Genomic DNA, 23,468 nt, shown 5'->3' on the forward strand with positions numbered 1-23,468 from the left:
GCGGTTGCCGCGAATTCCGCTACTCCATTGGAGCGAACTACCCCCCGATTTGCAAACCCGCGCGCCATGGAGTACGCCGAATGGCGGGGTGTTTCTTGCTGCGAATTCGAACAGTCGGAACTGCGCAATTGGGCCACTGACCACGAGGAATTCGCATGCCCGCAGACCACGCCCCCCATGTTCGATCCCGGTCCGTTCGAATGCCGAGGTCGTGACGCCTCGCGCCACCCGGGTCGCTGAGGCCTTCGGATAGATCGGCGCGCGGCCCCGGCATTCGTGGTGGTGGCGGCCGCGTGGGCGCCGGAGGAAAGCCTTGTTGATGCCAGGCGTCGATGCCTTTGAACAGAGCGGCGGCGTCCGGCGCCTTCGCGGCCGTCACCACCGTCAACACCACACTCTTGATCACTCGTTGGTGTTGGTGGTGGAGCCCACCGCATGGTGACCTCTCGTTTTGCCCGAGTCGCCCGAGCTCCCGCAGGAGACCGAGGCCCGTGGGGTGCGCTGGTGCCACGAACGGCTAGTGAGGTGGCGGACCGGCTGGATGGCCGAGTCCTGGAATTAGGTCGCTGCGTGGCCCGCATGCGCTCGTGACCAGCGCAAACATCGCGCCCTGGGAGGGAACAACTTGATCTACTGTGGCATCGACTGGGCCGAGCGGACGCACGACGTCGCCCTGGTCGACGACACCGGCCAGCTGCTGGCCAAGCGGCACATCACCGACGATGCGGCCGGCTACAAGCTGCTGCTGGACCTGCTCGCCGAGTACGGGGACACCGAGGATGCCCCGATCCCTATCGCGATCGAGACCTCCCGTGGCCTGCTGGTCGCGGTCCTGCGGACCGGCACTCGGAAGGTCTTCGCGATCAACCCGATGGCCGCCGCCCGCTACCGCGACCGCCACGCCGTCTCCCGCAAGAAGTCCGACCCCGGCGACGCCCTGGTCCTGGCCAACATCCTGCGCACCGACATGCACGCCCACCGGCCTCTTCCCGACGACAGCGACCTGGCCCGCGCCGTCGCCGTCCTCGCCCGCGCCCAGCAGGACGCCGTCTGGAACAAACAGCAGATGGCCAACCAGCTCCGCTCACTGCTACGCGAGTACTACCCGGCGGCGTTGGCCGCCTTCGAGCCGTGGAAGAACGGCCTGTGCCGCCCCGAAGCCCGCGAGATCCTCAAGACAGCCCCCACCCCGGCAAAGGCCGCGCGGCTGACCCGCACGCAGCTCGCCGCCGCCCTCAAGAGGGCCGGCCGCAAGCGCGGCATCGAGGCCGAGGTCGAGCGACTGCGCGAGGTCTTTCGCGCCGACCGGGCCCACCAGCCCCCGCTGGTCGAGGACGCGCTCGGCCAGCAGACGCTCGCTCTCCTGGGCCAGCTCGCGGCTGCCTGCACCGCCGCCGACGACCTCGCCCAGGCCGTCGAGGAGGTGTTCCCGCAGCACCCGGACGCCGAGATCATCTGCAGCTTTCCCGGACTCGGCACGCAGCTCGGTGCCCGGGTCCTGGCCGAGATCGGCGACGACCGCGAACGGTTCGCCGACGCCCGCGGTCTCAAGGCCCACGCCGGTGCGTCCCCAGTCACCCGGGCCTCTGGCAAGAAGTCCAGCATCACCCGCCGCTGGGTGAAGAACGACCGGCTCAACCACGCCGGCTACCTCTGGGCCTTCTCCGCCATCACCGCCTCACCCGGCGCGAAAGCCCACTACCGCCGCCGCCGCGACGACCACGGCGACTGGCACGCCGCCGGCCAGCGCAACCTGTTCAACCGCATGCTCGGCCAGCTCTACCACTGCCTCAAGACCCGCCGCCTCTTCGACGAACAGACAGCCTTCCCGGCCCCACCGATCGCGGTTGCCGCCTAGCGGCTCAGGAGTCCGGTTCCGTCACGCTGAGGCAGGCCTCCAGTGCGGCGCGCCCGCGCTGGGACAGGTGATCGCCGAGTGGGGTCTGCCGCGGGCTGTGTTCGCCGTCGCAGATCCAGCTCCGCTCGTCGGGGTCGAACCACCACGGCTGGGCACCCCACATCGGGTGGCCTCCGAGCAGGCGCCGAGCAAGCGGCTCGCTCCCCTCGGGGGCGCCGTGGGCGATCAGCGCATCAACGACGGCGTCCACGGCCTCGGCAGGAGCTGCGGAGTCGCCCAGCACCGGCAGGAGCAACAGCAGACGGGCATGCGGATCGGTCACCCCGACCGCTCCCTCCGGGGCGGGGAGGATCGCGGCGAGCTCCGGCCAGCACAGGCCCGGACCAATGCGGTCCTGATCCGTGCCGACCAGGACCGCATCAGAGCTGCCCGGGTGGACCAGGAAGTAGTCCGTGCTGGTGCACTCCTCGCCGCTGTTGTAGTGCACGACGATCGAGAACCCGCCTCCCTGCGGGACCGTGAACATCGGCCAGGCCGACCTGTCGTGCAGGCGTTCCAGCGTGGCGCCGGCATCACCAGCGTCCGCGCCGAAGGCCTCCGGCGTTATCTGGGGTGCTCAGGGGCCGTAAGACAAGTACGGCAAGTGGCCCTGATCAGTCCGTGCCTTACAGATATCCAGGGGTTCGTCAGGCACGTACGGCACGTCAGCGGCGGGCATGCTCGGCGCCCTGGTCAGGAAGTGGGTGCGCCGTTGCCGGAGCGGGAGTTGCCGGACGGCACTGCGGTGCCGGCCGCGACGGCGACGTGCACGCTGATGCTCAAGGACCTGGAGTGACGCTGGATTTCACAGCGTCGTCACCGATGCGACGAGCGAGCCACCGCGCTCGACGGCTACTGCTCCGCGCGGCTCGACCTGACCGTCACCCCCTCAACGATTCCGCCAGTCCGCCGACAATCGGGCAGAGCGGCCCAGAACGTCCTCCCAGTCGGACACCCTGCCAAGGCTCAGTCGAGGCTTCTGTCAGGTCGGGTGTAGAAGGACTCGACGCCCCGCCAGGGTGAGGGGCCGCCCAGTGATCGGTCCAGGCGCCGTTGGGACGGGGCAAGGGAACAGCGGGCCGCATTGACGAAGCTCAGGTGAGCCTCACCCAGCGCGGTATGAATCGGCCGCAGTTCTTCGATGTCGGTCGGCTGACGCCCATGGAAGAGGATGGTGAAGTCCTCCAGGATCTCGCAGACCCGCTCGGCTGCTGCACTGGTCGCCGGGTCGGCAACGAGGCTGACCGAGTGCTGGGCGGCCACGAACGGCACCCAGTCGACGGCGGGCCTGCGCTCGTCGAGGAATGCCTCGCGCAGCTCCGCCTCCACGGCCCCGAACGCCTGCAGGAACTTCTCGTAGGCGGCGGTCTGCGTCCCCTGCAGCCATTGCTGGTGCTGGCCGCGGCGTCCGATGACACCGCCGGCGATGACGCCCACGACCGTTGCGGTGACACCACCTGCGGTGGATATCAGCAGATCCCATGAGACGGTCAAGCCAGGTCTCCTCACGATGGATGAGCGGGGCGCCCATCGGCAGCCCCGCGCTGGACGAAGCCAACGGAATGAACGTCAATTCTCGTCCAGTGGGGAACATTTCGGCCTGGTGAGGGCACGCTCGCTACGGCTGCGCTGTCGTGGGTCGCAGCAGTCACGCGAACGACGGCCACCTGGCGGCGGCCCACTCCCGCCAGCCCACCCAGCCGGGCGGCGGGCCAGCGGTCCCGCGGCCCTCCAGCTCCGCCGCGTCGGGCTCCTCGAAATGCGCCCGCCCGTGCAGGATGTCGGCCTCGGACATCGGCAACGTCTCCTCGGGGGCAGTCGCCCAGCGATGGGCAATACGCGCGCGCTGGGTCTCATCGTCCACCGGCAGGTAGACCATGCGGAAGCACGCCTCCTCGGCCTCCACCAGCCAGCGGATGGCAGACCGTTCGTCCCGCGACCAGCAGCCGTAGTCCACGACGACGTTGGTGCCCAGTTTGACCGCCTCCAAGGCGAGCCAGAGCATGCGCCCCTCCAGCACGTCGCGCTTCCCGTCTGCCTCCGCCTCGCCGAACAGGGGAATCATCCAGTCGTCGGGCGTCAGACGCAGCGCGCCGTACTCCGCGGCGAGCTGCCGAGCCCGCGTGGTCTTTCCGGCCCCTGGCAGGCCGACCATCAGGAACAACGTAGTCACACCCAGATCGTGGCAGGGAAGCCAATCAGACGACCACCGCTTTATCCGCCCGCCGATCATGGGCGAGCCACAGGCGGGTGAAGGCCACGGTGACAGTGCGTGGAGAACGTAGGCGGCACAGGACACGTCGCATCGGAGCCTCGACTACGTGCCTTACATCCCTGACAACTCCAGATGCACGCTGACATGCTCAAACTGCCTAGGAGCCCCAGATAAGGGCCGACTCGCCCTCGCACAGGTCGACCAGGTGCGCGGCCCAAAATCCGGGCCCGTCCAGCAGCGGGAGGCCGTCCACAACGGGAGCCGAGGAGTACCAGTGCCGTGCCATCGCCATGCCGCGATTCTGGCGTACGAGGATCAGCTCTGTTCGACCGCCCCACGCTCCACCCAGCCACCGGCTTGACGGCTTGGCGCCGTGAGGTGTCTGCGGTGACACCTCAGGGGGGTGACTCCCTCCCGGTGCCATAAGGCGCGGAAGGGAGGAAAGACTCTCGCCGCAACTGGACCCGTTTGCGCGGAGAGTTGCAGATCAAGAGGGGGGATCATGGCCGATCCGACCAGGCGCAAGCCGCCGCGCTACAGGTGATCAGGGAAGGCAACTCCCGGTCAATCGTTCCAAATCACAAAGGCCCCGCCCTGTTCCCTTCAGCGGGACAGGGCGGGGCCTTTCTTCGCGTCGTCAGTCGCTCGACGGCGCTATCTGCAGGCGCATTCCCTCATAGACTTCCCTGAGGTCCCGCGCATCGGAAATCTTTCGCACCTCTACTGCTTTGACGACTTCGAGGGCGCGCCAATGGTTAGACGGCGCGACTCGACCAGATAGCATGGCGCGCTGCGCCGAATCACATGCTTCGTCCAATCGATTGGTGGCCACCAACGAGAGTGCCAGGTCGATATTGGCTGATGCCACCCGGCGAGGCCATTTGCTCACGTCCTCCGAGGGCGAGAGTCGCGAAATTACTTCTCGCGCGTATGCTTCGGCTGCCGGATCGCCGAGCCATGCAAGCGTGGTCGCCGCGTACGCAAGTGACTTGGCTGGATCGTATTGGAAATGATGTTCTGGCCGATTCGGAGTGCCCATCGCAGCGGAAAGTTCTTGCACTCGATCTATTGCGGCGTAGGTCTCGGTGGAATATCCCAGGCGTGCAAACGCTCGCCCCTGCTGTGCCAGGGACTGGATTTCGACCGAGCTTCCGGTAGGAGCCAACTGATGCGAGGTCGCGCTGAGCTCCACCGCCCTGGAGTAGTCGCCGTCAGTGAGAACCCGCCAGGCGTCAGTTTCAAAACACCAAGCCTGAATTTCTGAATTATCGGCATGCTGCGCCAAAGTCATCGCCGTTCGCAGCCTCGCCGTTGCTGCGTCTTGCTGATTAAGGTCAATGTGCAGCGTTGCGCCGAGGAGAGAGAACCAGCCACCTATCACGAGCAGCTGTCGATGTTCGGCGAGAGTCTTTTTTTGCAGCCATGAGCCTGGCTACATAAAGTGCATATTTCCGCACCTGCCCCAAGAGTTCCCGGGGGGCCACGGTCGGATATTTGGTTGCCAGATCGTGAAAAGTCAGCTCAAGCCGTTCAAGCGTTTCCTTGCCTACATCACTGGCGGAGACCCTGCGTGCAAGCTCCAAAGCTTCGATCTCGTCATCATATTCCAGCGTAATGACGGGGAAATTTTCGTCTCGTGAGGGCGTCGGGGTCGCTTTGGCGTGCAGGAGATGGTCAAGCTCAATTAGTGTGACTCGCAAGACCTTGGCCAGGGTTGGGCGCTGCCAGCCCTGGGGGTCTACGTTCCCGCTCTCCCATCGCGCCACGGTCGAGCGATCCACACCAAGATCCCGGGCCAAGGACTCCTGAGTGAATCCAAGGGCCTTTCGCCTTTCGACAAGGGCCCTGCGCCGCTCTGCCATGCCGCCTCCCGGTCTCTGACTACCCGTTCTAGCAGGTCAGGGCACACGATGCGGAGACTCTGAGACATGGATGCCACACAGATGCGTCACCGCTGCTCTGTCCTGGCGTGAACGGCAGCCCTGTACTGGTGAATCACACAGTCCGGCGCTGAGTTGATCGGAGGGACGGTAGTGAATCGCCCAAGGATCGTGACTGGTGCCCTGGCCGTGGCGGTCGCACTCGGCCCTGCCGCTCTGGTGCTCGCCCTCGCCCGGCTCGACCCGCAGACCGCCCGCCGCTGGGTCTGGTGGTTCCTCGCCTTGGCGGTCGCCATGCTCGGCATCGTCTACGGCGGGGACTGGGAAACCTGGTGGCGCCGAAGACGTGCTGCCCGGCAGTCCCGGTTGCGGGTCACGGTCCGCCCCGTTCGTCCCGGAGACCCGCCGTGACCCTCGCCGCCGAGGTGCTGCCCGCGCTGGCCGCGATCGGCGCGGGACGGTTGCCAGAGCCGCCCGAGGCCGACGACGGGAACCCGTGGGCGGCCGGGGACTGCTGGCTCTACTGCGGGCGCACCTCGGTTCGCGTGCTCTGGCTCGGCCCGGTGACCGCAGCCGGCGGAGTCACGGCCGGGCTGCTCGCCTGCGCCGACTGCATATCGACCCTGCACGGCAAGGCAGTTGCCGCGATGGCCAAACGAGACAGCCAGAGGACCGAGCCCGCCCACCGCGCTCGTCACGCCCGGCCCCGGTCGACCTGGACCACCCGGCTCCGTTCCTAGCGCAAGACAGTCCCAGCCTGCTGATCGCCCCTGCGTCGCCGGGCCCGAAGCACGCTGCCGGGGGCGTACCAACTCGCCTCCTACGAACCGGAAGGAACACCGCAAATGACCGGCACGCCCGCCCCCATCCGGAAGCCGCTCGACCTGGACCAGGCATTCGACGCGCTGCGCACCCTCGGGCGCTTGCTCGACAACCAGGTGACCGGGCAGACCGGCGCGACCACGGCCGAGCTGGACGCCACGCTTGACCGGATGCGGGAGGTGCACGACGGCGTGATGCGCTACCACGGCGTTGACGCGGCGGCCGTCCGGGCGCGCTTCGCCCGTACGGACGCGCACCAGACCGGCATCAACCGGGCGGCCTGACAGCCTGTCCGCCCCCCGAACTCCCGGTGCTGCCTGCGCTGCGCCGGGCTGCACAACCTCCGCCCCGGTGACGGGAAATGGACGGCCCGGACGACTGGGGCGGAGCACAACTGGTGCTCAACGATTGAGAACGGAGAGACAGTTGACAACAGTCGTACATCCCCGTGAGGCGTTCCCGCTCACGGCGTCCGGCGGCCGGCTCCCGCACAGCGCCGAGCAGCCGAGCGACGCCAGCACGCGGCCGTGGGCCCTGCGGTTCGCGCGGGTCCCCGACTCCACCGGGGCCGTCACCATCCCGCAGTCGTTCTACGACCCCGAGCAGCAGGTGAACGTCTCCAACGACGGTGGCCTGTTGACCTGCATGGCCAACACCCACACCCCGACGATCCCGGACGGGTCGATCACCAACCCGCCGCGCTGGACGAGGGGCCGAAGGACTGATGCGCGCGCCCATCCTGGTCGTTGCCGCTGGCGACGACTGGCCGACCGACCGAGTCGTAGCCGAGCTGACCAGACGGGGAGCAGAGGTGTTCCGCATGGACACCGCCGACTTCCCGCAGACGCTCGGCATGGCGGCCCGGATCGACCAGGCGCAAGGATGGGCGGGCGAACTCATCACCGAGTGGCGAGCGGTGGAGCTGTCCCAGGTCGGCGCGGTGTACTTCCGCGCCCCTGGGGCGTTCCAACTGCCCGACGGCATGTCCGGGCCTGAGCAGCGATTTGCCTCTGCCCAGGCCCGGGCCGGACTCGGTGGCGTTCTCTCGGCCCTCACCTGTCGGTGGGTCAACCACCCCACGGCTATGGCGCGCGCCGAGTACAAGCCCGTCCAGCTCGCAGCCGCTCGAAACGCCGGCCTGTCCATTCCGCCAACACTGATCACCATACGGCTCGCTCACCTACACGGTCACCGAAGTGCCCGGCCCTGTGGCCGACAGCGCGCACCGCATGATGAAGACGCTGGGACTGCGCTACGGTGCCGCTGACTTCGTGGTCACCCCTGCCGGGGAGTGGGTTTTCCTGGAGGTGAACCCTTGCGGACAGTGGGACTGGATACAGGGCGCGACGGGACTTCCGATCACTCAAGCCCTGGCCGACGACCTTGAAGGAGTGGAGCCGTGATGGACTGGCAGCAGCCGGCCACCGAACTCGCGCGCACCGTCGCGCACCCCGCCTCGGGCTGGCACCGACATGTGGCCATGGTGCCCCGGCACCTGTTCGTCCCGAACTGGTTCACCTCCGGCCCCGCCGGCTGGACCGTGGCCGAGGGGCCGTCCAACCCTGAGCAGTGGTTCGCCAACGCTTACGCCGATCAGACGCTGGTGACCCGCGTCGGGTCGCTGCACGCCGATCACGTCAAGGCCGGAGCGACGACGACCGGGCGGCCGACATCATCGTCCACTCACCCGTCGCTCGTCGTGCAGATGCTGCGGCACGGGCAACTGACCACTGGCGCACGGGTGCTGGACGTGGCCACCGGGTCCGGGTACTCCGCCGCACACGCGGCCCACCGGTTCGGCGACCAGAACGTCACCAGCATCGACGTGGACGGCTACCTGTGTGACGCGGCTCGTGCTCGTCTCGAATCGATCGGGCTGCGCCCGCAGGTGATCGCTGGCGACGCCACCGCGGACCTTCCCGGCGAGTTCGACAGGATCGTGTCCATGGTGTCGGTGCGGCACATCCCCGCATCGTGGCTCGCTGCTCTGCGGCCTGGCGGACGGCTGGTGACCACCATCGCGGATACCGGACTGATCGTCACCGCCGACAAGCAGCCGGACGGCTCGGCGCTGGGCCGGGTGGAGTGGGAGCGCGCTGCGCTCATGACCACCCGGACAGGCGACGACTATCCGAGCCTGCTGGACGACCTGTTCACCAAGGTGCGAGAACAGGACGGCGACGAGATCACCGAATCACCGTTCCCCGCGATCAACGTCATGGCCGCGTGGGAGCTGTGGTCGTTGATGACAGTCACCGTGCCCGGAGTCGAACACCGGATCAGCCAAGCCGGCGACGGTGCACTGACAGCATGGATGCTGCACCCTGACGGGTCGTGGGCGCGGGCCACTTCCCCGGCAGGCGCCGACACCGCGACCATTCACCAGTCCGGAGCGAAGCGGCTGTGGGATGACCTCGACCGGTTCCGCCGCTGGTGGCTCCGAGACGGCTCGCTGCCCATCTACGGCGCCCGCGTCGAGATCACCCCGGATGGCACCACCACGTTCAGCCGGAGCGGCTGGAGTGCGACGCTCTGAACGCCACTTCCGCGCAACGCCAGCAGGCGGCACACTGGGCAGGTCGTCGCAGGAAGGGGACAGGCATGGCTGACGAACCGCTCGACGAATGGGCGGCCCGCCGCGCCGCCGGGAAGCGAGCACCTGGCACCCGACGGGCAGTCCCGCTCATCGACGGCCCGCAGCACGGTGCGCACGTCAACCCCGAGGCCCCAAGGGCCCTAGCAGAGTGGGACGGCATTCAATGGAGTGCCACAGGGGTCGCCCCGGACTACGCGTCGGCTCAGCGCGCCCTGACTCCGCCCCGGCCTGAAACGGTGGCGCTCCCACCTACGGGCAAGCTGCCCCCGGCGTCCGAGCAGCCGTTCCGGCCCACCGTGCGCTTCTACCGGCCGGAGGCCTGACACGGGGTAGGTCTCCGATGGACGACTCCCCACCGCCGCGCCACCCATGCCACGTGGGTGTCTCCAGACAGCAAAACGCCCCGTTCGGCCAAGCGCCGGGCGGGGCTCTGTCGTTGGTGCTGACCTGCGGCTAAGCTGCACAGAACTGGTAATCGCGTGTGTTGGGGTCGGCGAGGACCGCCCAGCCGGAGCCGTCGGGATTCCGGTGATCGGTGACCAGGGTGGCGCCGAGCCCCAACAGTCGTTCGACCTCCTTCTCGCGCGAGGTCTCCGGGCGCAGGCACAGATGGATCCGATTCTTGATCGTCTTGGGCTCGGGCACCTGGTTGAAGTACAGGACCGGCCCCTGCGCCAGCAGCACCTGAACGTCCGGATCACCCGGTTTGTCCTCCGGGTGCAGCGGGCAGCCGGTCACCCTGCTCCAGAAGCGGGCCAGCTCATAGGCGTCCGCACAGTCGATCGCCACGTTCTGCACTATCGAAACCATGCCCCCGAGCCTTCCTGATTTCCACTCCGCACGCCACCGAGTCGCGCTCGTTCTCGGCCGCGGGGTGCAGACCTCGTATCGGCGGTGGTGACCGCCCGGTGACCGGCCGAGCAGGGCGCGCGGAGGGGGCGTCACCCGGGTCCGGTGCTGTTCGGTCTCAGCTGTCGGAGCCGGGTGACCATGCGCTCCCGGGCGTCTCAGATCCGGTGCACGAGGGCGAAACCCGCCCTGTCGACCGCGCTGCGGATCAGGCCCTCGTCGACTTCACCCTCGGAGGCGACGGTGACCTGGCCGGCCTTGGCGTCGGCCGACACGTCGGTGATGCCGGGGATGGCTGACAGCCCTGCGCTCACCGTCTTCTCGCAGTGGCCGCAGCTCATGCCTTCGACGGCGAAGGCGGTGGTGATGGACATGCGGGGACCTCCCATGGACGGCTTCGCGGCCCGTGCCCGCACGGGCACGGGCCGTCGTTCGGCGCCGCTATGACAGCGCATGGCTCCGCGGCGGGCACAGGGACACGCCGTACGGTCCCCCATCGAGTGGACCGGGGAACCGATCAGGCCTCTCGGCCGACCGAGGGCGCGCCGCCGTGGTGGTCGGCCCGGCCAGGTCACAAGCCCCGCGGCGGTGCCGATCGGCCGCAAGGATCGTGCATCATGGACGCCCCACCCCGAGCGACCCCGGCCCGCCCCGGCCGGTGGTCGCCCTCTCCTCCGGAGTGCCGCCCAGATGAACACCTGTCGCCTGCTCGGCCGGGCCACCACCATCACGGCCGTCGTGGCCGGCTCCCTCGCGCCGGCTGTGCCGGCCTTCGCCCACGTGGAGGTCGAGTCCGAGACCGCCCGGGCACTGGCCACCAACGCCACCGTCACCTTCACCGCCGAGGCCGAGTCGACCACCGCCGGCCTCGCCAAGTTCCAGGTCGTCCTGCCCGAGGGCATCGCCCCCGCCGACGTCGCGCTCGCCGACGCGCCCCAGGGCTGGACCTTCGCCGTCACCGCCGACGGCTACACGGTCGGCGGCCCCGCGCTCGCCCCGGGCAAGGACGCCGTCTACAAGATCACCATCCGGCAGCTGCCCGACGCCGAGGAACTGGTCTTCAAGACCCTGGAGACGTACAGCGACGGACGGATCGACCGTTGGATCGAACTGCCCAAGGACGGCACCGAACCTGAGCACCCCGCACCCACCCTCGAACTGGCCGCGGCCGCACCGGGAGCCACGCCGGTCGGCCCGTCGTCCGCGGCGGCCACCGGCACCACGCCCTCCGCCTCCGCCACGCCTTCGACGTCCGCCACGCCCTCGGTGTCGGCCGGCCACTCCGGAGCCCCGAGTGTGACCGCTCCGCCCAGCGCGGTGCCCAGCGCTTCGCCGAGCGCGAACGGCGACGACTCCTCCGCCGCCGTCCCCATCGCGATCGGTGTCGTTGTCGTGGTCCTTGCCGCCGGCGGCACGTGGTGGTGGCGCCGCAGGCGCACCGCCGGCCGCTGACCCTGCCGTCGGTCGGGTGCCCTAGCGGCGCAGGCTCAGTGGGCGGAGGTCGGTCCAGTGCTCGTCGGTGTAGGCCTCGCACTCGTCCTCCGTGCCGGTGAAGCCGGTCGGGTGCCACCCGGCGGGGGCGGGGAGGTCGGTGGGGAAGAGGCCGTGCTGCTGCTCGTCGTTGACCAGGACGGTCCAGCGTGCGCTGGCGGAGGCGGCGTTGTCGTGCACGAGTGCTCCAAGGGGGGAGGGGCGGGCCGTCAGCGGAAGCCGCCGTCGATGCGGAAGACCTCTCCGGTGATGTAGCCGGCCCGGTCGGACAGGAGGAACGCGACGAGCTCGGCCACCTCCTCGGAGCGGCCGAGGCGGCGCAGCGAGACCTGTTCGAGGGACCGCTCGACGGCCTCCTCCGGGAGCTGCGCCACCAGGTCGGTGTCGATGTAGCCGGGGGCCACCACATTGGCCCGGATGCCGTACCGGCCGACCTCCTGGGACAGGGCTTTGGTGAATCCGATGATCCCGGCCTTGGTCGCCGCGTAGTTGGTCTGACCGGGGTTGCCGCTGATGCCGGCGACCGAGGAGAGGTTGACGACGGCACCGTGCCCGCGCAGCACCATGCCGTCGATCACCGCGCGGCAGGCGTGGTAGACGCCGCTGAGGTTGACCTGCAGGACGTCCTGCCAGTCCTGGTCCTCCATCAGCACCAGCGGGGTGTCCCGGAGGATCGCCGCCGAGGTGACCAGGGCGGTCACCGGTCCCAGTGCGTCCTCGGCGCCGTCGACCAGGGCCCGCACGGCGGCGGCGTCGGACACGTCGGCGCGGCGGACGTAGGTGGTGCGGCCCAGGTCCAGCAGGTCCTTCTCCAGGGCCCGGGCGGGCTCCGCGTCGGTCCCGTAGCACAGGGCGATGTCGTAGCCGTCCCGGGCCAGCCGCAGTGCGGTGGCGCGGCCGATCCCACGGGAGCCGCCGGTGATCAGTGCCACCGGCCGGGCCGTCCTGTTCATCCGATTCCTTTCGTGTCGGGTGCGGTGGTCCGGTCGCTCCCCCGGGGCGGCTCTGCAGGCCGTTGCCGGATCAGGCGGCGCAGTTCGGTGAGCGGGAGGTCCGGATGGCCTGCCAACAGCTGGAGCAGGTACGGCCACTGACGCATCATCACCGCCATCACCCGCGGCTCGATCCGCTCGGGCGAGTACAGCCACAGGCCGCGCAGGCCGCCGTCGGACTCGTGCATCATCAGGTACAGGTCGGCGTTGTGCGGCCGCATCTCGGTGATCAGCTCCGGGATCACCGCGTCGTCGCCGACGTTCAGGTCCAGCGGCGCCGCCTTGAGGCCGTGCAGGTCCAGCGGCTCGCCGGCGACGTTGAGCAGGTTGAACAGCAGGCGCAGCGGGTTGTGGTCCTCCCCGGCGTCCTTGCGGAGCCGGCGCAGCGGCACCTCCTGGTGCAGATGGGCCTCCAGCACGCCCTCGCGGACCGCGGCGATCCGGTCCCGGACGGTCGCGTCCCCGGCGGGCCGGGGGCGTACCACCACCGGGTTGATGAAGAAGCCGATCATCTGCTCGGTCGCCGGGTGCTCCCGCCCGGCCAGCGGGAAGCCCACCGCGAGGTCGCCGTCCGCGCCGGTGCCGTCCGCGTAGCTGAGCAGCAGCAGGTGGAAGGCGGTCAGCAGCACCATGAACAGGGTCACGCCCTCGCGGTGCGCGGCCTCCTTCAGCGCCCCGGTGATCTCCGGGCCCAGGACGAAACCGCTGGTGTGGCCCTCCGCGGCCTCGGCCTTCTGGTGCTCGGGCGCCTCGAACCGGGGCAGCGCCGGCAGGCCTTCCAACAGCCGCTCCCAGTAGGCGACGTGCTCGTCCAGCGCGCCGTCGGCCAGCCGCCGCCGCTGCCAGGCCGCCCAGTCCGGGTACTGGACCGCCGGTTCGGGCAGCGCCGGCTCCCGTCCCAGCACCCGGGCGGCGTACAGCTCACGCAGTTCGCGGCCGAGCAGGGCGTAGGACCAGAGGTCGACCACGATGTGGTGCAGCACCAGGACCAGCGCCCACTCGTCCGGGGCGGTGGCGACCAGGGTGCCCCGCACCAGCGGGCCCTCGGCCAGGCTGAACGGGCGGCTGACCTCGGCCTCGACCAGCTGCCGCAGCTCCTCGGGCCGGGCCCGGTCGGCCCCGGCCCGCAGGTCCACGGTGGCCAGCGGCCAGCCCCCGGCCGGGTCGACCAGTTGCCGCCAGCCGCCGGCGGGGTCGTCGACGATCCGGGTCCGCAGCGCCTCGTGCCGCCGCACGATCCGGTCCAGGCTGTGGCGCAGTGCCCGCTGGTCGAGCTCCCCGCTCAGGACGGTCGCGGTGATGACGTTGTGGTGCGCCTCGTTCGGGTCCACCGGCTGGTGCATGATGTCCAGCTGGGCGAAGGACAGCGGCACGCCCCCGCTCCGGTCGGCCACCGGGATCCCGCCGTCCCGTCGGCCGGTCCGGTACCGGTCCGCCACCGCCGGCCGGGCGGGCGGCGGACCGCCCGCACCGGGCAGGGCGGCGCAGCCGGCGACCGCCCGTAGCGCGGCGAACCACGCCTCGGCCAGCTCGCGCACCTCCCGCTCGTCCAGCAGCCCTTCCGCCCAGGTCCAGCCGGCCGCCAGCTGCGGCCCCCCGGGACCGTCGTAGGTGACGGCGTCGAGCTCCAGCGGATGCGTGAGCAGGGTGACCGCCCCCTCGCCCCCGCCCAGGGCCTGCGCCGCGTCGGCCCCGACCGGCGCCCAGGGGGCGCCCTGGCCGGTGCCGCTGTAGCGCCCGAGGTAGTTGAAGGCGACCTCCGGGACGGGCAGCGCGGCCAGCGCGGGAGCGGTGTCCGGGTTGAGGTGGCGCAGCAGGCCGTACCCGAGACCGTCCCCGGGCAGGGCAGCCAGCTGTTCCCTGATCCGGACCACGGCAGCGGCCAGCTCGGGCCCGGACTCCGCCACCTGGGGCCAACTCAGCGGGCCGGGCGCGAGCCGGACCGGTTGGACGCTGGTGAACCAGCCCACGGTGCGCGACAGGTCGACCCCGGCCGCCAGCTCCTCGTGCCGCCCGTGGCTCTCCACGTCGACCAGGACCCCGCCCTCGGGCCGGCCGCGTCGGCGCCGCCACTCCTCCACTGCGATGCCGAGGGCGGCCAGCAGCACGTCCTGGACGCCGGTGCGGAAGGCCCCGGGGGCCCGGCCCAGCAGTGGCGCGGTGTCCTCGGGGGGCAGGGTGAGCACCAGCCGCCCCGTTCCGGCCGGGTGCCGGCCGCCCGCCGGCCGCTCGGCCAGGAGCGGTGGCGTGCCGCTCAGCAGCCCGGTCCACTCCGGGAGTTCGGCGACGCGGTGCGGGGCGACCGCTTCGGCGGTCAGCAGGGCGGCCCAGCGGCGCACCGAGGTGCCCACCGGGGCGGGCGCCGCGGGCCGGCCGGCCAGCACCGCCTCGCCCGCGGCCCGCAGGTCCGGCAGCAGGATCCGCCAGGACACCCCGTCCACCACCAGGTGGTGGATCACCAGCAGCAGCCGCCCCGGCTCCCGCGGCCCGGCGTCGAACCACACCGCCTGGAACATCACACCGGCGAAGGGGGCCAGCCGGCGCCGGGCCGCGACGGCCTGCGCGGCCACCAGCGCCCGCAGCCGGTCCCCGTCCGGCCCGGGCCCGTCCGGTCCGGCCGGGTCGAGCGGGCCGGTGGCGTCCACCCGGAGGAGGTGGTCCGCCACCGGCACCGAGCCGGGCGGCCCGGCCCGGAGCGACCAGCCGCCGTCCGGCCGGACGGTCAGCCGGGAACGCAGCGCGTCGTGGTGGTCGACCACGGCGCTCAGGACCGCGGCCACCTGCTCCCGGTCCACGCCCGCGGGGACCGCGACCACCGCCTCCTGGCTGAACCCGCCTATCGGGGTGTCCAGTGCGCGCAGCCACTCGACGATCGGGGTGGGCGCGATCTCGCCGATCCCGACGTCCCCGGGATCGGCCGTGCCCTCCGGCCGGGTGGCCACCGCGGCCAGGGCGGCGACCGACTGGTGGGCGAACACGTCCCGCGCGCCGATCGTCAGCCCGGCGGCCCGGGCCTGGGAGACCACCTGGATCGCCTGGATGCTGTCACCGCCGAGGTCGAAGAACCGGTCCTCGGCACCGACCTCGGGCAGTCCCAGCACCTGGGCGTAGATCCCGCACAGGATCTCCTCGACCGGGGTGCGGGGGCGGTCGGAGCCGACCGCCGCCCGGAAGTCGGGGGCCGGGAGCCGCTCCCGGTCCACCTTGCCGTTGGCGGTCAGCGGCAGCTCGTCGAGTACCACCACCGCGGCCGGGACCAGGTACGGCGGCAGCCGTCCGGCGACTGCGGCCCGCACGGCGGCCGGGTCCGGGTGCGCGCCCGGGCGGGGGACCACGTAGCCGACCAGCGCCCGGTTGCCCGGCCGGTCCTCACGGACCGTCACCACGGCCTGGGCTACCTCCGGGAGGGCGGTCAGCGCGGACTCGATCTCGCCCGGCTCGATCCGGAAGCCCCGGACCTTCACCTGGTGGTCGGTCCGGCCGAGGAAGTCCAGCCGGCCGTCCGGCCGCCGGCGCACCACGTCCCCGGTGCGGTACATCCGCGCCCCGGGCGGTCCGAACGGGTCGGGGAGGAAGCGCCGCGCGGTCAGCCCGGTCCGGCCCAGATAGCCCCGGGCGAGCCCGGAGCCCGCGACGAACAGCTCGCCCGGGACACCGACCGGCACCGGCCGCAGCCCCTCGTCCAGGACGTGCGCCTGCGTGTTGACGATCGGCCGGCCGACGGACGGGGCGGCGCCGCCCGACAGCGGGCCGCTCAGGGTGGCGCAGACCGTGGTCTCGGTCGGGCCGTAGGCGTTGACCATCCGCCGGCCGGCCGACCAGCGGGCGGCCAGCCCCGCCGGGCAGGCCTCGCCGGCGACCACCAGGGACATCCCGGCGGGCAGGCCGCCCTCCGGCACGGCCGCCAGCACGCTGGGCGGCAGCGTCACGTTGGTCACGCCGTACTCGGCGCAGGTGCGGGCCAGCGGCCCGCCCGGGAGCAGTTCCTCCTTCGGGACCACGACCAGGGCGGCGCCGGTCAGCAGCGCGTCGCACCGCTCCGCCACCGAGGCGTCGAAGCTCGGCGAGGCGAACTGCAGCACCCGGCTGCGCCCGTCCAGCCCGAAGCCCTCGGACTGCGCCGCGACCAGGCCGGCGATCCCGGTGTGGGTGACCACCACGCCCTTGGGCGTGCCCGTGGAGCCGGAGGTGTAGATGACGTACGCGGCGTGTGCCGGGGTCAGCGGCTCCACCCGGTCGCCGTCCCCGGGGGCGGTGGCGGGGAGGGCGTCGAGCTCCCGGAGCACCTCCGGCCGGTCCAGCAGCAGGAGCGGGACGCCGGTCTCCGGCAGCACGCCGGCCAGCGCGTCGACGGTGAGCAGCAGCACCGGCCGGGCGTCCCCGAGCAGGAGGGCGATCCGCTGCGGCGGGTGGTCCGGGTCGACGGGCAGATAGGCGGAGCCGGCCTTGACCACCGCCAGCATCGCCACCACCGAGGGTGCTGAGCGGGGCAGGGCCACCGCCACCGGCCGGTCCGGACCGGCGCCGCGGGCGATCAGCAGCCGGGCCAGGCGGTTGGCCTCCGCCTCCAACCGGGCGTAGGTCAGCTCCCGCTCGCCGTCGATCACCGCGAGGTTCGCCGGGGTGCGGGCCACCTGGGCCTCGAACAGCTGCGGCAGGGTGGCCGGCGGCAGTTCGCGGGCGGTGTCGTTCCACTCGGTCAGCAGCCGGTGGCGCTCGCGGGGGGTGAGCAGGTCCACGCCGTCGACGGGCCGGTCCGGGTCGGCGCAGACCGCCAGCAGCATCCGGCGCAGCCGGTCGGCCAGGGCCTGGACGGTGTCCGGGTCGAAGACGTCGGCGTTGTACTCGACCACACCGTCGATGCCGGCTTGCGCGGCGTCCCCGGAGCCGCGCCGCCCGGTCAGCGCGAACACCAGGTCCATCCGGGCGGTGCCGGTGCCCACCGGCACGACCTCCTCGGTCAGGCCCGGCAGGCCCAGCTCGGCGTCTGGCACGTTCTGCCAGGCGAGCATCACCTGGACCAGCGGGTGGTGTGCGGTGGACCGGGCGGGCCGCAGCGCGTCCACCAGGAACTCGAAGGGCACCTCCTGGTGGGCGTAGCCGTCCAGGCTGCGCTCCCGGACCCGGGCGAGCAGCTCCCGGAAGGTGGGCCGGCCGGAGACGTCGACTCGCAGCACCAGGGTGTTGACGAAGAACCCGACCAGGTCCTCGGTGGCGGCGTCGGTGCGTCCGGCGACGGTCGCCCCGATCGGGATGTCGTCCCCGCCGCCCAGGCGGTGCAGCAGTGCGGCCAGGCAGGCGTGGACGACCATGAACTCGCTGGTGTCGTGGCGGCGGGCGAGTGCGGCGACGGCGGTGTGCAGCCCGGCGTCCCAGTGGAGGGCGATGGTGCCGCCCCGGTGGCTCGCCCCGGCCGGGTGCGGCCGGTCGGTGGGCAGTGCGATCCGCTCCGGCAGGCCGTCCAGGGCCTGCTTCCAGTAGGCGAGTTGCCTGGTCCACACGCTGTCCGGGTCGTCCTGGCCGCCGAGGAGCCGGTGCTGCCACAGGGTGTAGTCGGCGTACTGGACGGGCAGCGGTGCCCAGTGCGGCGGCCGGCCGGCCCGGCGGGCGGAGTAGGCGGTGACCAGGTCGCGGCCGAGCAGGACGACGGACCAGCCGTCGGCCGCGATGTGGTGCACCACCAGGACCAGCGTCTGCCGGTCCGGGCCGTGGAGCAGCAGTTCGGCGTGCAGCGGCGCCTCACGGGCCAGGTCGAAGCGGTACCGGGCGGCGGCCGCCACCGCGTCGTCCGCTCCGGGCCCGGAGACCTCGGTCACGGTCAGCGCGGGGCGCCCGGCCGCGGCGTCGAGGACGTGCTGGCGCGGCACGCCCCCGGTGTCGGGATAGGTGGTGCGCAGCACCTCGTGGCGGGTCACCACGTCCGCCAGCGCGGCCCGCAGCGCGTCGACGTCCAGCACTCCGGTCAGGCGTACCGCCATCGGGATGTTGTAGGTGGCGGAGGGGCCCTGCATGCGGTCCAGGAACCACAGCCGTCGTTGGGCGAAGGAGAGCGGCAGCTCGGCCGGCCGCGGTTCGGGCCGCAGCGCGGGCAGCGGCTCCGGCCGCGGTGCCGGGGCAGCCGCACCCGCACCGCCGAGGCGGCGGGCCAGCCCGGCCACCGACGGCGTCTCGAACAGGGTACGGACCTGGATCTCCAGGCCGAGGGCGGCCCGGATCCGGGAGACCAGCCGGGTGGCGAGCAGGGAGTGGCCGCCCAGGTCGAAGAAGTCGTCGTGGACGCCGACGGTGGGCAGCCCGAGCACCGTGGCGAAGAGTTCGCACAGTGCCTCCTCCCGGGCGTCGCGCGGCGCGACGTACGCCGGGCTCACGGCCCGGCGGTCGCCGTCCGGTGCGGGCAGTGCCTTCCGGTCGGTCTTGCCGTTGGGCGTCAGCGGCAGGGCGTCGAGGAGGACGAAGACGGACGGGACCATGTAGGCGGGCAGTCGCTCGGCCAGCGCGGCCCGCAGCACCGGGGTGAGCCGGCGGGCCAGCCGGCGCCGGGCGCCGTTGACGTGGCGGCCCCAGTCCGGCTCGGGGCGGTCCGGCTCACCGGCGTCCTGTTCGCCGGCGCCCTGTTCGCCGGCCGCCGGCTCGGCACCGCGCGGCAGTCCGGCCACCGGTTCGCCGTCGGCGTCGACCCGGCGGGCCACCAGGGCCAGCGCGCCGTCCGGGCCGTGTCCGGACCAGTCCAGGTCGATCTGGTAGCCGGTCCCTTCGGCGAGGGCCCACAGCTCCTCCGGGTCCACGGCCGCCCCGGCCGGGGCGGCCAGGTGGTCCGTCAGCTCGGCGACGGTCGCGGTGCCCAGCCGTCCGACGGCGTCGGCGAGCGCGCGGACGCGGGCGTTGGGCACCCCGCGGACGGCGAGCAGCGGTGGCCGTTCGGTGGCCAGCCGCTCGCGCAGCGACGCCACGCTCAGTCGCTCGGCCTCCCAGTCCAGCCAGGTGCGGTCGGACGGGGTCCCGGTCGCCTGCCCGCCGGCCGGCCCGGTGGTGAGGACCACGTCGTAGCGGAAGCGGGTCAGTTCGTTGTCGGAGCAGGCCCGCTTGGGCAGCACGCGGACCTCGCCGATGGCGGGGAACCGCCGCGGCAGGGCGGTGAACAGCCGCGGGTCGACCACCAGTTCCTCGTCCTCGTCCAGGTGCCGGCGCACCCGTGCGAGCAACCGGTCGGCCGGGAGGCCGCCTTCGGCGCGGGACAGCTGCACCGAGAGGTGGAACGCCTCCAGCAGCGGCAGGCTGCGGATGTCGCCGAGGAAGACCGACCCGCCCGGGGCGAGCCGGCTCAGCGCGGCCTCGACCACCCGCAGCAGGTAGCGCTCGTCCGGGAAGTACTGCGCCACCGAGTTGAGCACGACCACGTCGAAGAGCCGCTCGGGCAGGCGGTCCAGCCGGTCGGCGGCGCAGTGGTGGAGTTCGACCCGGCCGAGCGGGTGGCCGGGGGCTTCGGCGGCCCTGCGCAGCCCCGCGAGCGCGACCTCGGAGATGTCGGTGCCCCAGTACCGCTCGCAGTGCGGCGCGACCCGCTGGAGGATCAGCCCGGTGCCGCAGCCGATCTCCAGGACCGAGCGGGGCCGCAGACCGAGCACCCGGTCCGCGGTGCGGTCGGCCCACTCGCGCATCTCCTCGGCCGGGATCGGCGCCCCGGTGTAGCTGCTGTTCCACCCGCGCAGGTCCTCGGCCGGGATCGGGGCCGGGGCCGGGGTGTCCTGGCCGTCGGAGCCGTCGGAGCCGTCGCCGCCGGGGTGCGGCGGGTTGCCGTCCGCCGCGTCGTCGTAGGCGGTGTCCCAGATCCGGCGCCACTCGTCGACCTGGTCGGGCCACTCCTGCGCGGGCCCGGCGTCGTCTGTGGCGGGCACCAGGTAGGCCACCAGACGCTGGTCGCCCGGGCTGTCCTCGCGGACCGTCACCACCGCGGCCCCGACCTCGGGTCGGCGGGCCAGCTCGCTCTCGATCTCGCCGAGCTCGATCCGGAACCCGCGCAGCTTCACCTGGTGGTCCAGCCGGCCCAGGAACTCGATGCCGCCGTCACGCCGTCGGCGCACCGAGTCCCCGGTGCGGTACAGCCGGTCCCCCGGTGCGCTGCCGAAGGGGTGCGGGACGAACCGTTCGGCGGTCAGCCCGGGCCGGCCCAGATAGCCCCGGGCCAGCCCGGCACCACCGATGTGCAGCTCGCCGGGGACCCCGGGCGGCGCCGGCCGGCCCCGGTCGTCGAGCACGTGCAGCTCGGTGTTGGCGATCGGCTCGCCGATCGAGATCGGGCCCTCGCCCACCTCGGCCACCGCCGACCAGATCGTCGTCTCGGTGGGGCCGTACATGTTCCACAGGGTCATGCCGCCGGCCCGCAGCCGCCGGGCCAGGTCGGCGGGCAGCGGCTCGCCCCCGGCCAGCACCCGCAGGCCCGGCGTGCCCTGCCAGCCCGCGTCCAGCAGCATCCGCCAGGTCGACGGCGTGGCCTGCATCACGGTGGCTCCGGAGCCGGCCAGCAGGCGGGCCAGCCGCTCGCCGTCGGCGGCCGCCCCGCGCTCGGCGACGACCACCCGGGCGCCCTCGGCGAGCGGCAGCAGCAGTTCCAGCAGCGAGATGTCGAAGGAGTGCGTGGTCACCGCGAGCAGGGTGTCGTCCGGCCCGATGCCCGGCCGTTCCTTCATCGCGCACAGGAAGTTGGCCAGCGCCCGGTGCGGGATCTCGACCCCCTTCGGCCGCCCGGTCGATCCCGAGGTGTAGATCACGTAGGCGAGGTCCTGCCCGGCCACCGGCTCGTCGAGGCCGTGCGCGGGCTCGACGGCGAGGTCCTCATGGAGTTCGTCCAGGCAGAGCACCTCGGCGCCGGTCACGGGCAGTGCCTCCGCCAGCGGCCGCTGGGTGAGCAGCACCGGCAGCCCGGAGTCGGCCAGCATGAAGGCGGTCCGCTCCGGCGGGAACCGCGGGTCCAGCGGGACGAAGGCGCCGCCCGCCTTCAGCACGGCCAGCAGGGCCACCACCAGGTCGACCGAGCGCTCCGTGCAGATGCCGACCAGGACGTCCCGGCCGACGCCGTGCCGCTTCAGCCGGTGGGCCAGCCGGTTGGAGCGCCGGTCCAGCTCGGCGTAGCTCAGTGCGTCCGGGCCGCAGCGGACGGCCTCGGCCTCCGGCGTGCGGGCGGCCTGCCGTTCGAAGCGGTGGTGGGCGAACCCCGGCTCGGGCCACTCCCGGCGGGTGTCGTTCCACCGGTCGCGCAGCCGCCGCTCCTCCTGCGCCGCGAGCATCGGGACCTGCCCGACCGGGCGGTCCGGGTCGGCGAGCAGGTTCTCCACCAGCAGCCCAAGGTGGCCGGACAGTTGGTCGACGGTGGCCGCGTCGAACAGGTCGCTGTTGTAGTCGAACCTGCCGCTCAGGCCCTCCGGGCGGTCGAACACCTGCAGTTCCAGGTCGAAGCGGGCGGTGGTGCCGTCCACCTCCACGGGCTCCAGGCGCAGGCCCGCCACGTCGAAGGCGGGCATCGCGATGTTCTGGAAGACGAAGGAGACCTGGAAGACCGGGGAGCGGGAGAGGTCCCGCCGCGGGTGCAGCTCCTCCACGAGCCGCTCGAAGGGCAGCTCCTGGTGCGCGAAGGCGCCGAGGCACACCGGCCGTACCCGTCGCAGCAGGTCCCGGAAGGACGGCGCGCCCGACAGGTCCGTCCGCAGCGCCAGCGTGTTGGCGAAGTACCCGATCAGCCGCTCGACCTCGGGCCGGCCCCGGTTGGCGACCGGCACCCCGACGACGACGTCCTCCTCGCGGGTGTAGCGGTGCAGCAGCACCTGGAAGGCCGCCAGCAGGGTCATGAACGGCGTGACGCCCTCGCTCCGGCTGAACGAGCGGACCCGGTCCATCACTTGCTCGGAGAGCCGGAACGGACGCGACCCTCCCCGGGTGCTCCGGACGGCGGGCCGGGGGCGGTCGGTGGGCAGCTCCAGGGCCGCCGGGGCCCCGGCGAGCGCCTGCGTCCAGTACGCGAGGTCGGCCGCCGCCCCCTCGCCGTCGAGCCGCTTGCGCTGCCACGCCGCGTAGTCGGCGTACTGGACCGGCAGTTCGGGCAGTGCGGCGTCGGTGCCGGTGGCGTACGCCCCGTGGAGCGCGACCAACTCGTCGAGGAAGACCGAGGTGGACCAGAGGTCGCCGGCGATGTGGTGGATGGTGAGCAGCAGGACGTGCTCGTCCGGGGCGAGGCGCAGGAACCGCAGCCGCATCAGCGGGCCGGTCTCCAGGTCGAACGGACGGGAGAACTCCTGCTGGGCCAGGGCATGGACGCCCGCCTCCCCGTCCGGTCCGCGCAGGTGCTCGCAGGACACGACGGTGAACTCGGGCCCGGCACCCTCGGTGACCACCTGCACGGGTTCGCCGTCCACCGCGCGGAAGGTGGTGCGCAGCGCCTCGTGCCGCCGGGCGATCTCGCGGACGGCGCGCCGCCAGAGCTCCAGGTCCAGCGGGCCGCGGATCCGGGTGGCGCCGGAGACGTTGTAGGCGGTGTCACCGGGCGTCAGCTGGTCCAGGAACCACATGCGCTGCTGCGGGAACGAGGCGGCGAAGCGGTGCTGCCGCGGCTGTCCGTCCGGTTGCCGTCCGGTCCGTTGCCGGAGGGCCTTCTTGCGGCGCAGGCGCTCGGCCAGCAGGGCCCGCTTCTCGGCGGCCGTGAGGTCGGCGGGGTCGGGGGTGGTCATCGCAGGTC

General features: G+C 72.2%; 18 protein-coding genes and 2 pseudogenes. 9 read left to right on the forward strand and 11 right to left on the reverse strand.

Features of this window, described 5'->3' with window-relative positions; translation table 11 throughout:
• The first annotated feature begins 625 nt into the window (after positions 1 to 625).
• Positions 626 to 1,858: an IS110 family transposase gene (locus ACFVYI_RS06005; protein WP_387881924.1), complete on the forward strand. Its 1,233-nt coding sequence runs from the start codon at positions 626 to 628 to the stop codon at positions 1,856 to 1,858.
• Positions 1,859 to 1,862: 4 nt separating this feature from the next.
• On the opposite strand, the gene ACFVYI_RS06010 is transcribed toward ACFVYI_RS06005, so the two are convergent.
• The 6 genes and pseudogenes from ACFVYI_RS06010 to ACFVYI_RS06035 form a co-directional block, all read right to left on the reverse strand.
• The gene (locus tag ACFVYI_RS06010; RefSeq protein ID WP_387881925.1) at positions 1,863 to 2,384 is read right to left on the reverse strand and encodes a hypothetical protein; all 522 of its coding nucleotides are present in this window, start codon (positions 2,382 to 2,384) and stop codon (positions 1,863 to 1,865) included.
• Positions 2,385 to 2,863: 479 nt separating this feature from the next.
• The gene (locus ACFVYI_RS06015) at positions 2,864 to 3,391 is read right to left on the reverse strand and encodes a hypothetical protein (protein ID WP_387881926.1); all 528 of its coding nucleotides are present in this window, start codon (positions 3,389 to 3,391) and stop codon (positions 2,864 to 2,866) included.
• Between the two features lie 154 nt (positions 3,392 to 3,545).
• Positions 3,546 to 4,070 (reverse strand): AAA family ATPase, encoded by a 525-nt coding sequence (locus ACFVYI_RS06020; RefSeq protein ID WP_376165021.1) that lies wholly within the window; start codon positions 4,068 to 4,070, stop codon positions 3,546 to 3,548.
• 679 nt (positions 4,071 to 4,749) lie between these two features.
• On the reverse strand, positions 4,750 to 5,403 hold the full coding sequence (locus ACFVYI_RS06025) for a hypothetical protein (protein WP_387881927.1): 654 nt from the start codon (positions 5,401 to 5,403) through the stop codon (positions 4,750 to 4,752).
• A 43-nt stretch (positions 5,404 to 5,446) separates the two neighbouring features.
• The gene (locus ACFVYI_RS06030; protein WP_387882037.1) at positions 5,447 to 5,893 is read right to left on the reverse strand and encodes a hypothetical protein; all 447 of its coding nucleotides are present in this window, start codon (positions 5,891 to 5,893) and stop codon (positions 5,447 to 5,449) included.
• A pseudogene (locus ACFVYI_RS06035) lies at positions 5,894 to 5,974 on the reverse strand (hypothetical protein); the annotation flags it as partial.
• A 189-nt stretch (positions 5,975 to 6,163) separates the two neighbouring features.
• On the opposite strand from ACFVYI_RS06035, the gene ACFVYI_RS06040 reads away from it, so the two are divergent.
• The 7 genes and pseudogenes from ACFVYI_RS06040 to ACFVYI_RS06070 all read left to right on the forward strand — a co-directional run bounded on the left by ACFVYI_RS06040 (position 6,164) and on the right by ACFVYI_RS06070 (position 9,733).
• Positions 6,164 to 6,403: a hypothetical protein gene (locus ACFVYI_RS06040; protein WP_387881928.1), complete on the forward strand. Its 240-nt coding sequence runs from the start codon at positions 6,164 to 6,166 to the stop codon at positions 6,401 to 6,403.
• Positions 6,400 to 6,732, forward strand: coding sequence for a hypothetical protein (locus ACFVYI_RS06045; protein ID WP_387881929.1), 333 nt, complete (start codon positions 6,400 to 6,402; stop codon positions 6,730 to 6,732). Before ACFVYI_RS06040 ends, ACFVYI_RS06045 begins: the two co-directional genes overlap by 4 nt.
• 105 nt (positions 6,733 to 6,837) lie before the next feature.
• Positions 6,838 to 7,098, forward strand: coding sequence for a hypothetical protein (locus tag ACFVYI_RS06050; protein ID WP_387881930.1), 261 nt, complete (start codon positions 6,838 to 6,840; stop codon positions 7,096 to 7,098).
• A 67-nt stretch (positions 7,099 to 7,165) separates the two neighbouring features.
• Positions 7,166 to 7,453: pseudogene (gene tgmA, locus ACFVYI_RS06055) on the forward strand (putative ATP-grasp-modified RiPP); the annotation flags it as partial.
• An 85-nt stretch (positions 7,454 to 7,538) separates the two neighbouring features.
• Positions 7,539 to 8,081 carry an MvdC/MvdD family ATP grasp protein gene (locus ACFVYI_RS06060; protein ID WP_387881931.1) on the forward strand — a complete coding sequence of 181 codons (543 nt, stop codon included), beginning with the start codon at positions 7,539 to 7,541 and terminating at the stop codon, positions 8,079 to 8,081.
• A 135-nt stretch (positions 8,082 to 8,216) separates the two neighbouring features.
• Entirely contained in the window at positions 8,217 to 9,350 is a 1,134-nt protein-coding gene (locus tag ACFVYI_RS06065) for a methyltransferase domain-containing protein (protein WP_387881932.1), read from the forward strand.
• A 65-nt stretch (positions 9,351 to 9,415) separates the two neighbouring features.
• Positions 9,416 to 9,733 carry a DUF6087 family protein gene (locus ACFVYI_RS06070; protein ID WP_387881933.1) on the forward strand — a complete coding sequence of 106 codons (318 nt, stop codon included), beginning with the start codon at positions 9,416 to 9,418 and terminating at the stop codon, positions 9,731 to 9,733.
• 130 nt (positions 9,734 to 9,863) lie between these two features.
• On the opposite strand, the gene ACFVYI_RS06075 is transcribed toward ACFVYI_RS06070, so the two are convergent.
• Positions 9,864 to 10,220, reverse strand: coding sequence for a VOC family protein (locus ACFVYI_RS06075; RefSeq protein WP_387881934.1), 357 nt, complete (start codon positions 10,218 to 10,220; stop codon positions 9,864 to 9,866).
• Positions 10,221 to 10,417: 197 nt separating this feature from the next.
• On the reverse strand, positions 10,418 to 10,633 hold the full coding sequence (locus tag ACFVYI_RS06080; protein ID WP_387881935.1) for a heavy-metal-associated domain-containing protein: 216 nt from the start codon (positions 10,631 to 10,633) through the stop codon (positions 10,418 to 10,420).
• 316 nt (positions 10,634 to 10,949) lie between these two features.
• On the opposite strand from ACFVYI_RS06080, the gene ACFVYI_RS06085 reads away from it, so the two are divergent.
• On the forward strand, positions 10,950 to 11,711 hold the full coding sequence (locus ACFVYI_RS06085; protein WP_387881936.1) for a DUF1775 domain-containing protein: 762 nt from the start codon (positions 10,950 to 10,952) through the stop codon (positions 11,709 to 11,711).
• Between the two features lie 21 nt (positions 11,712 to 11,732).
• Here the strand turns inward: ACFVYI_RS06085 and ACFVYI_RS06090 are convergent, their stop codons facing one another.
• Genes ACFVYI_RS06090 through ACFVYI_RS06100 form a run of 3 tightly spaced genes read right to left on the reverse strand, consistent with a single transcriptional unit; the run spans position 11,733 to position 23,460 of the window.
• On the reverse strand, positions 11,733 to 11,930 hold the full coding sequence (locus ACFVYI_RS06090; protein WP_387881937.1) for an MbtH family protein: 198 nt from the start codon (positions 11,928 to 11,930) through the stop codon (positions 11,733 to 11,735).
• 29 nt (positions 11,931 to 11,959) lie between these two features.
• Positions 11,960 to 12,703 (reverse strand): 3-oxoacyl-ACP reductase FabG, encoded by a 744-nt coding sequence (gene fabG, locus ACFVYI_RS06095; protein WP_387881938.1) that lies wholly within the window; start codon positions 12,701 to 12,703, stop codon positions 11,960 to 11,962.
• Complete coding sequence (locus ACFVYI_RS06100; RefSeq protein ID WP_387881939.1) at positions 12,700 to 23,460, reverse strand: amino acid adenylation domain-containing protein; 10,761 nt, start codon at positions 23,458 to 23,460, stop codon at positions 12,700 to 12,702. The genes fabG and ACFVYI_RS06100 overlap by 4 nt, the downstream gene beginning before the upstream one ends.
• Positions 23,461 to 23,468: the final 8 nt, after the last annotated feature.

Origin of the sequence: Kitasatospora sp. NPDC058218, assembly GCF_042882445.1 — a bacterium.
Classification (GTDB): Bacteria; Actinomycetota; Actinomycetes; order Streptomycetales; family Streptomycetaceae; genus Kitasatospora.

Excerpts from the sequence above, each read along its gene's own strand:
- ACFVYI_RS06010 (WP_387881925.1), bottom strand. The coding sequence starts at position 2,384 with ATGTTCACGGTCCCGCAGGGAGGCGGGTTCTCGATCGTCGTGCACTAC.
- ACFVYI_RS06025 (WP_387881927.1), bottom strand. The coding sequence starts at position 5,403 with ATGACTTTGGCGCAGCATGCCGATAATTCAGAAATTCAGGCTTGGTGT.
- ACFVYI_RS06050 (WP_387881930.1), top strand. The coding sequence starts at position 6,838 with ATGACCGGCACGCCCGCCCCCATCCGGAAGCCGCTCGACCTGGACCAG.
- ACFVYI_RS06060 (WP_387881931.1), top strand. The coding sequence starts at position 7,539 with ATGCGCGCGCCCATCCTGGTCGTTGCCGCTGGCGACGACTGGCCGACC.
- ACFVYI_RS06065 (WP_387881932.1), top strand. The coding sequence starts at position 8,217 with ATGGACTGGCAGCAGCCGGCCACCGAACTCGCGCGCACCGTCGCGCAC.
- ACFVYI_RS06070 (WP_387881933.1), top strand. The coding sequence starts at position 9,416 with ATGGCTGACGAACCGCTCGACGAATGGGCGGCCCGCCGCGCCGCCGGG.
- ACFVYI_RS06075 (WP_387881934.1), bottom strand. The coding sequence starts at position 10,220 with ATGGTTTCGATAGTGCAGAACGTGGCGATCGACTGTGCGGACGCCTAT.
- ACFVYI_RS06080 (WP_387881935.1), bottom strand. The coding sequence starts at position 10,633 with ATGTCCATCACCACCGCCTTCGCCGTCGAAGGCATGAGCTGCGGCCAC.
- ACFVYI_RS06085 (WP_387881936.1), top strand. The coding sequence starts at position 10,950 with ATGAACACCTGTCGCCTGCTCGGCCGGGCCACCACCATCACGGCCGTC.
- fabG (WP_387881938.1), bottom strand. The coding sequence starts at position 12,703 with ATGAACAGGACGGCCCGGCCGGTGGCACTGATCACCGGCGGCTCCCGT.
- ACFVYI_RS06100 (WP_387881939.1), bottom strand. The coding sequence starts at position 23,460 with ATGACCACCCCCGACCCCGCCGACCTCACGGCCGCCGAGAAGCGGGCC.